The organism is Polaribacter sp. HL-MS24 (genome assembly GCF_032758595.1).
Classification (GTDB): Bacteria; Bacteroidota; Bacteroidia; order Flavobacteriales; family Flavobacteriaceae; genus Polaribacter.
The window spans coordinates 360,611-376,340 of sequence record NZ_CP136415.1 but is presented as its reverse complement, the minus strand read 5'-3'; the positions used below and the strand labels follow the sequence as shown (position 1 = coordinate 376,340).

The window sequence follows — 15,730 nt, the reverse complement described above, 5'->3', positions numbered from 1 at the left end:
TTTTCTAGTATTCTAAATTTAATACATCAAAAATTACATATTTATCAGCCAAATTAGTTAATTTGCATTCTAATAATGTTCAATATTTTTCAGTGAAATTAAATATACAAAAAATAACACCGTTTGAGATTGATGGAATGGAGTATCATGCTGATACCTGTTTGCCTTTGGTAGATGCAGTTTCCAGAAACAAATTAAAGTTTAACGCATTGGCAAGGTACACTTATCCTAGCAAACGACTCTCAAAAGATACATTAGGAATCAATAGTATTGGTTATTGGGACGCAAATGAGCCTCAAGACTGGGGACTCGATTGGCATCGAAATGAAGGCATTGAAATTCATTTTTTAGAATCAGGCACCATGCCGTATGCGCAACAGGGAGAAGAAATGGAGTTGAAACCCAATCATTTAACAATTACAAGACCCTGGGAAGCACACAAAGTTGGAAACCCTTCCATAGGAATGGGGAAGTTTTATTGGGTTATTTTAGATTTAGATGTTCGGCGACCACATCAAAATTGGACATGGCCAGAATGGATTGTTTTGGCTCCTTCAGATTTGGAACAGTTAACTACTATTTTGAGGCAGAATGAAAAGATTTGTTGGAAAGGCGATAAGCGAATTTTAGATTGTTTTCAAAGAATTGGAAAAGCGGTAGATACCGATGTGAACGGAAGTAATACTTCAAAAATTCGATTGTTAGTCAACAGTTTATTGTTATTTATTTTAGATTTAATGGTTATTGAGGAGGTGCAGTTAAATGAAGACCTCATGAATAGTTCTCGAAGTGTTCAATTGTTTTTAAAAGAGTTGGAAGTCAATTTATCAGAGAATTGGACTGTGGAGCAAATGGCAAAATCATCAGGGGTAGGGCTGACTCGTTTTACCCATCATTGCAGGCAGTTGACCAACTTAACGCCTATGAAATATTTGATGTTAAAACGTGTAGAAATGTCCAAAAAAGTTCTCTTAGAGGAATTGGATATGAGTATTTCTGATGTGGCATATCTTTGTGGTTTTTCAACAAGTCAATATTTTGCAACGATGTTTAAAAAACAAGTGAAATGTACCCCAGTTGCTTATCGAAAAAAGGGATCAATAAGTGGAGGAAATTTTGTTTAAAATTTTTCACTGATTAATTGTACACACTTTTTTGTGTTTCATTTTTTATTTTTCAACTTCCTAAATATAAATAACAAAATATTATGAATACAAAGATCAATTCAAAATTAAAAGCAATAGGCATGTTCGTCCTATTGTTTATAGTAGTTCAGGCTTGTAAAAAACAAGTTAAGAGTACGGAAACAAATTCAGGTGAAGCTGCACAAGTAGCCGCTCCTTTTTTTAAATTATCATTGGCACAGTGGTCTCTACATAAGTATGTCAATGAGGAAAAGGGCTCTCCATTTAATTTTGCTTCTCAAGCAAAAGAAATGGGGTTTGAAGGACTGGAATATGTCAATCATTTGTATGCAAAAGAAATTGAAGCCCTTGGTTTTGAGACTGTAATTGACTCACTTCAAACTTTAAGTACGAAGTATGGATTGCAGAACGTCTTAATTATGATAGATGGAGAAGGCGATTTGGCAAGTCCAGATGTTGCGGTAAGAGATCAAGCAGTAGAAAATCATAAAAAATGGGTGGATGCTGCACAGAAATTAGGATGTCATTCTATTCGTGTAAACACTTTTGGTACCAATGACCCTGCGCTCTGGGTACCTTCTGTGGTAGATGGTCTTCAAAAATTATCTATTTACGCAGCAACGAAAAACATCAATGTATTGTGTGAAAATCACGGATGGTTGTCTTCAGATGTTCCTGTTTTAATGGATGCGATTGCAAAAGTGAATATGGAGAATTGTGGCACACTTCCTGATTTTGGAAATTGGTGTGTAAAAAGAAAAGATGGGGCAATTTGGGGAGATTGTTTAGAGGAATATTCAGACAAATACAAAGGAATAGAAATGATGCTTACCAAAGCTAAAGCTGTTAGTGCGAAAGCCTATGATTTTGATGCTAACGGAAACGAAACGACTTTAGATTTCCCTAGAATCATTCAGTTAGTAAAAAACGCAGGGTATACAGGATATATTGGAGTAGAGTACGAAGGAGATCGACTAAGTGAGCAAGAAGGAATTTCTGCGATTAGAGATTTATTGTTGAAATCTGCAAAAGGGGTTCAGTAGAAATTTCATTTGTAAAGTTTGGAACTCAATTATTACACAGTTAAACAATTACACAATAAAAGAGATTAAAGATGAAAAAATCAATCAAAATTCAACTATCATTTATGATGTTTCTCGAATTTTTTATTTGGGGAGGATGGTTTGTAACCTTAGGAATTTATCTACCGAATACCTTGCGATCTGACGGTGGGCAAATAGCAATGGCCTATTCTACCCAACCTTGGGGTGCTATCATTGCTCCTTTTATTATCGGTTTAATTGCAGATCGATATTTTAATGCTGAAAAAATTCTAGGAGTATTACACATGATAGGAGCTGTTTTAATGTATATGATGTATCAAGCAACAGATTTTGATACTTTTTACCCCTATGTTTTAGGCTATATGATTGCCTATATGCCAACATTGGCATTGGTCAACTCGGTGTCTTTTAATCAAATGAAAAATCCAGAAAAAGAATTTTCATTCATCCGTGTTTGGGGAACCATCGGTTGGATTTTAGCGGGATTGTTCATCAGTTTTGTTTTTAAATGGGATTCGTCTCAAGGAATTCAAGACGGATTGTTGAAAAATACTTTTATGATGACGGCAGCAGCTTCTATCGTTTTAGGGCTGTTTAGTTTTACATTACCCAATACCCCCCCAAAAGGAAAAGGAGAAAAAGTAAGCCTTTCAGATATTTTAGGATTGGATGCTTTAAAATTATTAAAAGATAGAAATTTCTTAATCTTTTTTATCTCATCAATTTTAATCTGTGTCCCTCTGGCATTTTATTACCAACATGCAGGCCAGTTTTTAGGTGAGATTGGTGTTGAAAATCCTGCTGGAAAAATGACCTTAGGTCAGATTTCTGAAGTTGGTTTTATGTTGCTTTTACCATTTTTCTTTAAAAAATATGGCTTCAAAAAAACCCTCCTTTTCGGAATGTTTGCATGGGGAGCTCGATATGCCTTGTTTGCTTTTGGAAACACAGGAGATCTTTTCTTTATGTTGGTTACAGGGATTGCGTTGCATGGAATTTGTTATGATTTCTTTTTTGTTTCTGGACAAATCTATACCGATTCTAAAGCTGGCGATAAAGTAAAAAGTGCTGCTCAAGGATTAATTACCCTAGCAACCTATGGTATTGGAATGCTTGTTGGTTTTTGGGTAGCAGGAAAAATTGTGGACCAAAATGTACTCACAGATGGTACTCACAGCTGGCAAGATGTTTGGATGTTTCCAGCACTTTTTGCGATTGCAGTTCTTGTAATTTTCGCACTGTTGTTTAAAAGTGAAAAAGTAGTGTACAAGGGTTCGTAAAGTTTATAAAGAGTTTTAAAAAATAAATCTAATAGATAACAGAAATAAAAGAGGAGATGAGTTCTAAAATAAAATTAGGAATACTAGGAGGTGGTGGCGATTCGTTAATTGGTGTATTACACCGAGTTGCTTCTTCTATGTATGATACATATGAAGTGATTGGTGGTGTTTTCAACCCTAATTGGGAAGAAAACATAGGATTTGCCAATAAAATTGGACTTCCAATCAACCGAATCTATAGGGATTTCGATACACTTATCGAAAAAGAGTTACAACTTCCAGAAAGCGAAAGAATGCAAGTGGTGTCTATTTTGACTCCCAATTTTTTGCATTTTTCGATGGCTAAAAAACTGTTAGAAAGTGGGTTTCATGTGATTTGTGAAAAGCCAATGACCACGACTTTTGAAGAAGCGGTTATTTTAAAAGAGACATTGCAGAAAGCAAAAACAGTTTTTGCAGTAACGTACACATATACTGGATATCCAATGATTCGCCAAATGCGAGAAATGATAAAAAGTGGTGCAATAGGAACGATTCAGAAAGTAGATGCACAATATTATCAAGGTTGGATCAATCCAATTATTCACGATTCAGAAAAACGCTCCACTACTTGGCGATTGAATCCAGAGAAATCAGGGATCAGTTGTTGTGTTGGAGATATTGGAACTCATGCTTTCGAGATGTTGGAATTTGTTTCAGGGCTTAAAGTAGAAAGTGTATTGGCAGATCTCAACTACCTGTATTCCGATAATCAAATGGATATTGATGGGACTATTCTTTTGAGGTGTAGCCACAACGTAAAAGGAGTGATTTGTGTAAGTCAGATAGCTACGGGAGAAGAGAATAGTTTTGTGGTAAAAGTCTATGGCGATAAAGCAGGATTGAAATGGGAACAAGAAAATCCGAATTATTTGTATTTGATGGAAGACGGAAAGCCACTTCAGGTATTAAAGCCAGGGCATGCCTATAACAGTGAATTGTCTTTAGACGGAACAAAATTGCCTCCAGGACATCCTGAAGGAATTTTTGATGCTATGGGAAATATTTACAAAGGAGTTGCCAAAGCCATCAACAAAGAATCGTATAATTCAGGTGAATTTCCAACAATGATCGACGGAATTCGAGGAGTCAGTTTTATAGAAAAAGCAGTAGCATCACACAAAAACGGAAATGTTTGGGTACCTATAGATGAAGTGTAATTGCTTCGTATTGCAGTGGATAGAGTACAGAAACTAAGGATCAAGAATCAACAAGGAATAAAGAAGAATGAATACAATTAAAGGACCTGCCATTTTTTTAGCGCAGTTTATGGACGATAAAGCGCCATTTAATACATTGGATGGACTGTGTAAATGGGCCTCAGAATTAGGATACAAAGGAGTGCAAATTCCTACGTTAGACAAAACCATCATCGATTTGGATATTGCTGCCAACAGTCAAGTCTATTGCGATGAGTTGAAAGGAAAAATTAATAGTTACGGATTAGAAATTACAGAATTATCAACACATATTCAAGGCCAATTAGTTGCGGTTCACGCTGCACACGATACTATGTTTGATGTTTTTGCTCCTAAGGAATTGCAAGGGAAGCCGAAAGAACGAACTCTTTGGGCCACAGATCAAATGAAAAAAGCAGCTATTGTAAGTAGACGACTAGGGCTTCATACACACGCTACGTTTTCAGGTTCCTTACTTTGGCCAATGATGCATCCTTGGCCACAACAACCGAAAGGATTGGTTGAGGCAGGATTTAAGGAATTGTCCGACAGGTGGTTGCCAATTTTGAATGTTTTTGATCAAAATGGTGTTGATGTTTGTTATGAAGTGCATCCTGTTGAAGATATTCATGATGGCGATACTTTTGAGCGATTTTTAGAAGCGACAGGAAATCACAAACGGGTGAATATTTTATACGATCCGTCACATTTTGTATTGCAACAATTAGATTATTTAAAATATATAGATCATTACCACCAATTTATCAAAGCTTTCCATGTAAAAGATGCAGAGTTTCATTCGTCAGGAAAAAAAGGAACTTTTGGCGGGTATAACGATTGGAAAAACAGAGCAGGCCGTTATCGATCTCCTGGAGATGGGCAAGTAGATTTTAAGCAAGTATTTTCAAAGCTAACCGAATATGGTTGTGATGTTTGGGCTGTTTTAGAATGGGAATGTGTGATAAAAAGCCCAGAACAAGGAGCTCGGGAAGGAGTTGGTTTCATTCAGGACCATCTGATAGAAACCACCAACAAACGTTTTGACGATTTTGCAGGAAATGATGTAACAGATGAAACATATCTAAGAAAAATTTTAGGAATATAATCATGAAAAAAAGAATATTAGTATTGAGTTTGAGTATTGGGTTTTTCGCTTGTAATCAAACAGCAAAAGAAGTTCCAGAAGGAAACGAAATCATTTTAACGGAAGTAGCAGAAGAGCCAACAAAACCAGAAGAAACTGAAATTTGGGGGCCAACACCAAAAATTGTGACTGTGGATTCACGTACTGGAATTCCATCTGATGCCATCGTTTTGTTTGATGGTTCTAACTTTGACCAATGGATTTCAGCCAAAGACTCTACGGCTGTGAAATGGGATTTAAATACGGATGGGAGCATGACTGTAAAGGACAAAGCTGGAGATATTCAGACCAAAAGAGATTTTGGTTCGGTACAATTACATCTTGAATGGCGTTCTAATCCCGCCAAACGATTGAGTGGTCAAAACAGAAGTAATAGTGGTGTTTTTCTTCAGAATAGATATGAAGTGCAGATTCTAGATAATAATGATAACGACACCTATGTAAATGGACAAGTAGGTTCTATTTACAAACAATCCATACCGCTAGCAAAGGCATCTTCACCAACAGGCGATTGGAACACCTATGATATTATTTATCATCAACCCGTTTTTAGTAGCAATGGTGAACTTACTCAAAAAGCCACGATTACCGTTTTGCATAATGGGGTGTTGGTACAAGATCATTATCAAATAAAAGGAACCACAGAGTATATTGGTTGGCCGAAAAATACTGCTCACGGAAAGCAGCCTATAAAGTTGCAGGACCATCAGGATCAAAGTGGGGTAAGCTATAAAAATATATGGGTACGTGAGCTATTGGATTAATTTTTAGTGAAGTTTGTGTGAGAGTTTTTGAAAAGTGTATTGATTTATTTCAATACACTTTTTTGTATTGGACTATTTCCAATTTTTTTTCTTTCTTTCTAATCGAAACTATAAAATTTCAAGTATTATAACCATACAGCAGCAATACATTTTTTAGGTATTGTAGTGATGAATTGATTAAAAAGAACAAGCCCATCTCTAGAGAGGGGCCAAAAGGTGTATTATCTGCTGCTATTTTGAGTATTTAAAGGTTTTCGAAAACGTTTTCGGCATTTTATTTAAACTTTTTTAACGTTTTATTAAGATATAAGATAATAATAATCAATCTTTGAACATTATCAACACTGTCATTTTTATTCAAAGAAATTGCGAGAACAACAATTTTAGATGATTAAAAATTTCAAAATAACATTACTAACTCAAATATTTAAATTAAATGAAAAACAAATTACTTAAAAAACTAATTCTACCAATACTGATTTTGGTTGGTGGTTTTATGTATGGACAAACCGTTACAGGTGTTGTGTCAGATGGATCTGGTTCACTCCCAAGGTGTAAGTGTAAGTGTGAAAGGAACTTCTGTTGGAACAGAAACTGACTTTGACGGAAAGTATTCTGTAGCTGCTGAACAAGGAGCTGTTTTAGTATTCAGATCTTTAGGATACAAGACTACAGAGGTAACAGTAACATCTAATACTGTAAATGTAACATTAGCTGAAGACTCAACTCAATTAGACGAGATTGTCGTAGTTGGTTACGGTAGTTCAGCAAAAAAAGAAATTACTTCATCTGTAACACAAGTTTCTGCAGAGGAGTTTAACCGAGGAACCATTGCTGCACCTGCTCAGTTATTGCAAGGTAAAGTAGCTGGTTTAAGTGTTTATAATAAAGGTGGAAATCCAAATGATGACGCTGTCATTCGTTTAAGAGGTATTTCTACTGTAGGTGCGAACTCTTCTCCTTTAATTGTTGTTGATGGAGTGATTGGTGCTTCTTTAAACAACGTAGATCCAAGTGATATTGCTAGTATGACTGTTTTAAAAGATGGTTCTGCTGCTGCAATCTATGGTACACGTGGTTCTAGTGGGGTTATTATTGTAACTACCAAAAGAGGAAAAGCGGGTACTACTCAAGTTTCTTATAGCGGTTCTGTTGCTATGGAGTCTATTCAAAACCAAGTTCAAAACATGAACGGTGATGAATTTGCTGCTGCAGGGGGTACTGATTTAGGAAGTAGAACTGATTGGTTAGATTTAGTAACTCGTTCTGCAGTTTCTAAAGTACACAATATTTCTATGTCAGGTGGACAAGGGAATACTACTTTTAGAGCTTCTGCGAACTTTAGAGATGCTGAAGGGATTTTAAAGAAATCTGGATTTAATCAATTTAACACAAGATTCCAAGCTGAAACAAAACTTTTAAATGATAAATTAAAGGTAGGTTTCAATGCGTCTTACACTAAAAAAGATATTCAATACGGATTCAATGACGCATTGCGTTATGCAGTATTGTACAATCCAACTGCTCCAGTATACGGAACAGATTCTCCGTATCCTTATAATGGAGACAACTATGGTGGATACTTTGAAACTTTAGGATTGTTTGATAGTTTCAACCCAGTTTCTATCATGGAACAAAATTCAAATGTTGGTTCACGTAGTGAATTTACCTACAGTATGAATATGAGTTATGACTTTTCAGACGAATTATCTTTAAGTGGTATTTATTCTGAGCAATCAACAAAACTTACTAATAAAGCATACTACAGACCAACATCTCTTTATAGAGGGAATGCATCAAGTCCTTTAAGAAAAGGTTCTGCTACATTGTTTACACAAGAGAACGATTTTAAATTATTTGAATTATTTGCAGATTACAACAAAGATATTACAGACAATATCAAGTTGAAATTTACTGGAGGATATTCTTGGCAAGAAACCAATTATTTCGATTATTCATTAACAGCTGGAGATTTTCCAAATAATGATTTAGAATATATTGATGCTTTAGAGTGGTCTCAAGATTTAATCAATGCAGGTCAAATTTCAATCAATAGTAACAGATCTCCACAAGATAGAATTATTGCTTTCTTTGGTAGAGTAAATGTGAGTGTAGATGATGCAATTCACTTCAACGCTTCATTACGTAGAGAAGGTTCTACTAAATTTGGAGAAAACAACAAATGGGGTCTTTTTCCTTCAGTTGGTTTAGGTGTTGATGTAAATAAATATCTTCAATTAAATAATGTTGACTTATTAAAGGCTAGAATTGGTTACGGTGTAACGGGTGCATTGCCTAGTGAAAACGGTTTATCTCAAGATGGATACAATCCAACAGGTAACCTATTATCTTCTGAAGCTTTTAGACAAGCAAATCCAGATTTGAAATGGGAAGAAAAAGCAGAAACCAACTTTGGTATCGACTTTAGATCAGGACGTTTGGCTGCAACTTTAGACGTATACTCTAGAAAAGTTTCTGATTTCATCTTATTTTCAAAAATTCAAGATGGTGAATTAGCTGAAGGAGTTGTGAAAATTGCTGATGATTGGTTTAACAATGTTGGAGAGTTAACAACCAATGGAGTTGAATTAAGTTTAAACTATGATCTTATTAAGAAAGAAGGATTTACTTATAATTCAGGAATTAATTTCTCTACATACAAATCAGTATTAGACAAATTCAACGGAAGTACTTCTTTAAGAGGTAACTTAGGAGCTCCATGGACAAAATGGTACTCCAGTAGTATTAGTAGGTGAAGGAGAAGAGATTGGTCAAATTTATGGTGCAGAATGGGATGGTACTGTAACAGACGGTCTTCAAAACTTTGTTGATGTGAATGGTGATGGTTCTATTGACGTAAACCAAGAAGTTGGAAATGCAATTGATGCAGACGGAGATGGTGTTGTAGACGGAGATTTAAAGAAATTAGGAAAAGGAATTCCAGATTTCGAATTAGGTTGGTCACACTCTATTCAATATAAAAATTGGGATGTAAATGCTTTCTTTAGAGGTGCATTTGGACACAGTTTAGTAAATAACTTTAGAGTATTTTATGAGCCAAGAGTAGGTTCTCAAGGTTCTTATAACTACATCAACACAGAATATGCAAACGCAGAAATTACTACTGCAAAATTTAGTTCTTTGTATGTGGAGAAAGCAGATTTCATCAAGTTAGACAACTTATCTGTTGGATATAGCTTAGATATTTCAGAAGACAACAAATACTTTAAAAGTGTACGTTTTTCTTTGACAGGTCAAAACTTATTTACGATCACTGGATATTCAGGAGCTGATCCAGAACCTTCTTTACAAGATGGAGGAGCTGCAGCTAACGGAGAATTTGTTGGAGGTGCTGATCCTTTAGTACTATAGGTATCGATAGAAGATACAATTATTTTGCAGCAAGAACCTTTACATTAGGTGTTAATGTTAACTTTTAAAAAATAAATAGAAATGAAATATACATATAAATTATTTACAATTTGTTTTGCACTATTAACAATAAGTGCATGTACAGACTTAGATGAAATCTTGGTAGGTGATACTACTTCCCAGTTTAATGGAGAAGAGCCAAGTTTTGGAAGTTTTGATGGTGGAGGCGCTGGTCCTTCAGATGCTCTTAGTTCTGCATTTAATGCACTAAGAACTTCAGGTTCTGCAAGTCATGGTGGGTATTGGTCAGTTCAATCAGTTTCTTCTGATGAAATGGCAATTACACAAAAAGGTGGTGACTGGTATGATGGTGGTATTTGGTTAGATATGCACAGACATACCTTTACTTCTACAAATGATCCATTAAATGGAGCATGGGGTCAACAATACGATGCGATTGGTGCTTGTAATACAACAATAGCTAGTGGAGATTTAGATGCAAATCAGATGGCACAAGTAAAGGCCTTGAGAGCATTTTTCTATTACCGATTGTTAGACATGTATGGTCGAGTTAAGATTTTAACTGAAGCAGGTGGAAATCCAGCACAATCTACAAGAATTGAACTTTTTAACTTTGTTGAAAGTGAGTTGTTAACTTCTTTAGGTGTTGCAAATGTAGCTGTAGGGATGGATTTAACTTCAAGTCCTTTAGGAACTTCAAATGACGCATATAGAATCAATCAATTTGCTGCCTTAGGTTTGTTGGCAAAACTATATTTGAATGCAGATGTATATACAGGTACTCCTAGATATGCAGAAGCTGAAATAGCTGCTGGTTACGTAATTGACAATGGAGGATATACTTTATGTGATACAGGATGTTCTGTACCAAACGAAGGTAGAAGACCAAATGTTGTTACTGATCCAGAAACTTTAGAAGGATATGCAGCAGTGTTTGCACCAAACAATCAAAACAATCCTGAAATTATTTGGTCGATTGCTTATGACAATGTTGAAGGTGCAGGAATGAACTTCGCTCAAATGTCTTTACACTATGCAAGTCAATTTACATACAACTTAGCTGAACAACCATGGAATGGATACTCTGCTTTGGAAGAATTTTATGATTCTTATGATGCTACAGACAAGCGTAAAGCGGCGAACTTTATAGTTGGTCAACAGTTTGATTATTCAGGATCTGCAATTGTAGATTATGCAGAGTCTTCTGAATTGGAATTAATTTTAACTCCATTCATCGACCAATTAGAGCCTAACGCTTCTAGAGAAGGTGGTGCTCGTTTAGGGAAATTTAGCTCAAGACAAGGACAACGTCCTGAAATGGACAATGATATGCCAATCATTCGTTTAGGTGATTTATACCTAATTCGTGCTGAAGCAAAAGCAAGAGCTGCAGGTGACTGGAGTTTAGCTGCGACTGATGTAAACACGATTAGAGCAAGAGCAGGTTTGGAGCCATTGGCGAGTGTAACTGCAGATAACTTTTTTGATGAAAGAGGTAGAGAAATGTTTATGGAGGTAACTCGTAGACAAGATTTGATTCGTTTTGATAAATGGACCAATGCTTGGTGGCAAAAATCTACCAGTGCTGCACACACAAGTGTATTCCCAATTCCACAAGCTCAAATCGATGCAAGTGAAGGGACTTTAACTCAAAATGCTGGATATTAATTTACTATAATTAATTCACATTTAACGTTATATATTATAAACGGGTTGTCTTTTGGCAACCCGTTTTTTTACTTTATATCTTTTTTTTATTAGGATTTTAACCTCGTAAATAGGGAAATATTTTAACATTTATCAGTTGTAAATCAAAACAATAAAACTTAGATTTGTCAAAGTCTTTGAAGGAAATACATACAATTTTACTTTAGATCTTCGATTAATTTATGCTTACTTTATATGGGCTTTAAAACTGGATTTCGTCTACTTATATTTTTTTTCATCTTTTCGTGTAACAGCGATCATAGTTCAGACACGCTATTTACTTTGCCAAAGGATACAGGTGTTGTTTTTGAAAATGTCTTGGTAGAAACTGAACGACTGAATCCTTACACCTATAAAAATTTTTATAATGGGGGAGGAGTTGCTATCGGTGATATTAATAACGATGGCTTATTGGATCTTTATTTCAGTGGTAATTTAGTGGAAAATCAATTGTACCTTAACAAAGGGAATTTCAAATTTGAAAATATTACTCAAAAAGCACAAGTCGCTTGTAATGACATGTGGTCTTCGGGTGTTACTTTTGTAGATATCAATCACGATGGATTTTTAGACCTTTATGTTTGTCAAGCTGGACCTCCTAAAACAGTAAACAGACACAATCAATTATTTATCAATAATGGTGATTTAACCTTTACCGAACAATCCAAAAAATATGGACTAGACATCACTGGATTAGGGGTACATGCTACCTTTTTTGATTATGATAAAGATGGAGATTTGGATTGCTACTTGTTGAGTAATTCCATTCGTTCGGTTGGAAATTATGATTTGATCAAAGACCAACGAGAAAAGGCGACCGATAAGGGAAATAAGTTTTTACGAAATGACAATGATTTTTTTGTAGATGTTACCAAGGAAGCAAATATTTATTCCAGTGCTATTGGATTTGGTCTTGGGATTACCGTAAGCGATTATAACAATGATACTTGGCCAGATATTTTTGTCTCGAATGATTTTTTCGAGAGAGATTATCTCTATCTCAATCAACAAGATGGAACTTTTGCTGAAAAATTAACCCAACAATTTGAATCAATCTCAATGGGCTCTATGGGCGCAGATGCAGCAGATCTAAACAACGATTCAAAAATAGACATTATGGTTACAGAAATGTTGCCAAAAACAATCCAAAGACAACGCACGAAAACCTTATTTGAGTCTTGGACTAAACACGAGATGAGTATCAAAAACGGTTATCATTATCAATTTTCAAGAAATGCCTTACACCAAAACATGGGTGATGATTCTTTTGTAGAAGTAAGTCGTTTTTCCAATGTACATGCTTCTGAATGGAGTTGGTCTACCTTACTGTTTGATGCTGATAACGATGGATTCAAGGATATCTTTATTAGCAATGGTATTTACAAAGATTTGTTGGATAGAGACTATTTGACCTATATGGCAAATAGAGATCAGATCAAAGAAATGATTCAGAATGACAATGAAGTCATGAAGAAGTTAATTGATAAAATGCCATCCAATCCAGTTCCCAACGCAATTTATCAAAACCAAGGAGACTTTCAGTTTAAAGATCAAACCCAAAATTGGGGACTCCAACAACCGAGTTTTAGTAACGGGAGTGCTTATGGCGATTTGGACAATGACGGTGATTTAGATTTGGTAATTAACAATGTAAATATGCCCGCTTTTATTTATGAAAACACAATAGATACAACATCGCACAAAAGCATTACATTACAACTAAAAGGAAATTTAAAAAACACGCACGCAGTTGGTGCCAAAGCAGAAGTATTTTATCAAAAAGACAAATACAGTGTCTTAGAAAATTATCCCTCTAGAGGATTTCAAAGCTCTGTGTCTACCAATCTTACTTTTGGTTTGGGGAATTGTGATCGGATCGATAGTGTAAAAATCACTTGGAATGATGGAATGATCGATGTCCATAAAGAATTGAAAACAAATAAAACTTACACATTTACTGCTTCAGGGAAGAGTATTGTACCTTCTGATGAAAAAGTCATAGTGAACAAAGAGGTTTTGTCACCTGTTGACAATTTTTTTACTTTTCAGCACAATGAAAATCATGCTGTTGATTTCAATCGTGAACAGTTGTTGCCAGAAATGTATAATAATGAAGGACCTCACATTGCCAGTGCAGATGTTAATAATGATGGAACTTTAGACTTTTATATTGGTGGAGCTAAAGGGCAATCAGGAGCCTTGTTTCTTTCAAAATTGGATCACTCCTATAAGGCGATTAAGAATCCTTTTGTAACTCATTCTTCTTCCGAAGATACGGATGCGGTCTTTTTTGATAGCGACCTTGATGGAGATTTGGATTTGTATGTTGCTAGTGGTGGGAAATCTTTCTCTAAATATGATTTTTCGTTGAATGACCGATTGTATCTCAACGATGGTCTTGGAAATTTCACAATGAGTACAACACCGTTACCCTTTACAAGTCCTATGAGTTCTGCAACCGTAGCAATTTATGATTTTGATCAAGATGGAGATCAGGATATTTTTGTGGGAGAGCGTTTCAAAGTTGCAACCTATGGAATTCCAGTAGATGGATATCTTCTAGAAAACAAAGGAAATAATAGTTTTGAGTTCTCTTCACAAAAAGCACTTAAAGCTATTGGACTCATCACCGATGCTATATGGGAAGATCTTAACAATGATGGGGTAAAAGAGTTAGTCGTTGCTGGTGAATGGATGCCCATCAGTGTTTTTAAGATTGAAGATGGAAAACTCATCAATGCAACTCAAGAATATGGGCTAGAGAATTCCAATGGTTTTTGGAAAACCATAAAAATTGTCGACATTGATGCCGATGGTGATTTGGATATCGTTGGAGGCAACAAGGGAGAGAATACACTTTTTGAAAAGCAGATGAGAATGTATGTTTCCGATTTTGATAATAATGGGACTGTAGAATCTATTATTTGTTATCAGAAAGGCACTGCTTATTATCCTATTGTAGACCGAGATGAATTGATTGGACAAATTGCGAGTTTGAAACACAAGTTGTTATATTATAGAGAATATGAGAATGCAACCATGGAGACTATCTTTACAAAAGAACAACTTCAAAAGGCAACCATTTTAGAAATCAAAACAGTGTCAACAAGCCTCTTTGTCAATACCAATAACAAATTTTCATCTCTACGATTTCCTAACAAAATTCAATATTCAAACGTTGCAGCTATTGAAACCCTAGATGTGAATAATGATGGAAATTTAGATATTTTATTTGGAGGAAATCAATACCTTGTGAAACCACAATTTGGGAGGCAAGATGCTTCAGAAGGGTGGTTGTTGTACGGTTCTGGAAAAGACAACAGTTTTGAAAAAATACGTCCTTTAAAAATAAATGGACAGATTAGAGATTTTTGGAAGGGTGAAATCAACCATAAAAAACACATATTAACAACTATAAATAATGAAAGCATACAATTTTATGAAATCCAATAAAGCAATCAAAACAAGTTTCCTTTTGGGAATTTTATTTTTATTTTCTTGTCAATCAGACTATTCTAAATTAGTAAGAAAAGAATTAGCTAGTAATGTGAAAAACGATACGCTTTTCAACAACTTACGATTTGGAAATACAAAAAAGGAATTTTATCAAATTTGCTGGGATTTGAATAAAAAGGGAATTGTAACTCACGGAGAGAACAATAACTATGTCAAAAAATACTTGGTACCAAAAGATAGTGCTGATAATTTAAAAACGATTAAGATGCTATTTTATGCCAGATTTGATACGGATGATAGAATCGTAGCGATGGATTTTAAGTTTTCTTATTCGGCTTGGGCTCCATGGAATAAGGATTTATTAGCAGATGCTTTACTTCCTGTAGTAAAAGATACTTTATTGAAATGGTACGCAAATCCCTTCATGAAGATGGAAAATGGAATTTCAGTAAAAGTAGATGGAAATAGACAAATTCAAATTAAAAAGGAATCTGACAGAGATGTCTCGGTTTTAATTGAGAATTTGGAGTATAAATATAAAATTTTAGTTGACTAAATAG

General features: G+C 35.1%; 11 protein-coding genes. All 11 read left to right on the top strand.

Going from position 1 to position 15,730, the window contains the following annotated elements:
- Nucleotides 1–92 precede the first annotated feature (92 nt).
- The 11 genes from RRF69_RS01755 (at nucleotide 93) to RRF69_RS01705 (ending at nucleotide 15,726) form a co-directional block, all read left to right on the top strand.
- The gene (locus RRF69_RS01755; protein ID WP_316940283.1) at nucleotides 93–1,124 is read left to right on the top strand and encodes an AraC family transcriptional regulator; all 1,032 of its coding nucleotides are present in this window, start codon (nucleotides 93–95) and stop codon (nucleotides 1,122–1,124) included.
- Between the two features lie 83 nt (nucleotides 1,125–1,207).
- Entirely contained in the window at nucleotides 1,208–2,188 is a 981-nt protein-coding gene (locus RRF69_RS01750; protein ID WP_316940282.1) for a sugar phosphate isomerase/epimerase family protein, read from the top strand.
- Nucleotides 2,189–2,259: 71 nt separating this feature from the next.
- On the top strand, nucleotides 2,260–3,489 hold the full coding sequence (locus RRF69_RS01745; protein WP_316940281.1) for a nucleoside permease: 1,230 nt from the start codon (nucleotides 2,260–2,262) through the stop codon (nucleotides 3,487–3,489).
- Between the two features lie 56 nt (nucleotides 3,490–3,545).
- Nucleotides 3,546–4,688, top strand: coding sequence for a Gfo/Idh/MocA family oxidoreductase (locus RRF69_RS01740; RefSeq protein ID WP_316940280.1), 1,143 nt, complete (start codon nucleotides 3,546–3,548; stop codon nucleotides 4,686–4,688).
- A gap of 67 nt (nucleotides 4,689–4,755) precedes the next feature.
- Nucleotides 4,756–5,811, top strand: a complete 1,056-nt coding sequence (locus tag RRF69_RS01735) for a sugar phosphate isomerase/epimerase (protein ID WP_316940279.1) — start codon at nucleotides 4,756–4,758, stop codon at nucleotides 5,809–5,811.
- Nucleotides 5,812–5,813: 2 nt separating this feature from the next.
- Nucleotides 5,814–6,614, top strand: a complete 801-nt coding sequence (locus tag RRF69_RS01730; protein WP_316940278.1) for a DUF1080 domain-containing protein — start codon at nucleotides 5,814–5,816, stop codon at nucleotides 6,612–6,614.
- Between the two features lie 500 nt (nucleotides 6,615–7,114).
- Entirely contained in the window at nucleotides 7,115–9,370 is a 2,256-nt protein-coding gene (locus tag RRF69_RS01725) for a SusC/RagA family TonB-linked outer membrane protein (protein WP_316940277.1), read from the top strand.
- A gap of 76 nt (nucleotides 9,371–9,446) precedes the next feature.
- Entirely contained in the window at nucleotides 9,447–9,986 is a 540-nt protein-coding gene (locus RRF69_RS01720; RefSeq protein ID WP_316940276.1) for a hypothetical protein, read from the top strand.
- Between the two features lie 81 nt (nucleotides 9,987–10,067).
- A complete protein-coding gene (locus RRF69_RS01715) occupies nucleotides 10,068–11,675 on the top strand; it encodes a RagB/SusD family nutrient uptake outer membrane protein (protein ID WP_316940275.1) in 1,608 nt (535 codons plus the stop codon).
- Between the two features lie 321 nt (nucleotides 11,676–11,996).
- Nucleotides 11,997–15,167: a VCBS repeat-containing protein gene (locus tag RRF69_RS01710; protein ID WP_316940274.1), complete on the top strand. Its 3,171-nt coding sequence runs from the start codon at nucleotides 11,997–11,999 to the stop codon at nucleotides 15,165–15,167.
- Nucleotides 15,136–15,726, top strand: coding sequence for a hypothetical protein (locus RRF69_RS01705; RefSeq protein ID WP_316940273.1), 591 nt, complete (start codon nucleotides 15,136–15,138; stop codon nucleotides 15,724–15,726). The genes RRF69_RS01710 and RRF69_RS01705 overlap by 32 nt, the downstream gene beginning before the upstream one ends.
- The last annotated feature ends 4 nt before the right edge of the window (nucleotides 15,727–15,730 follow it).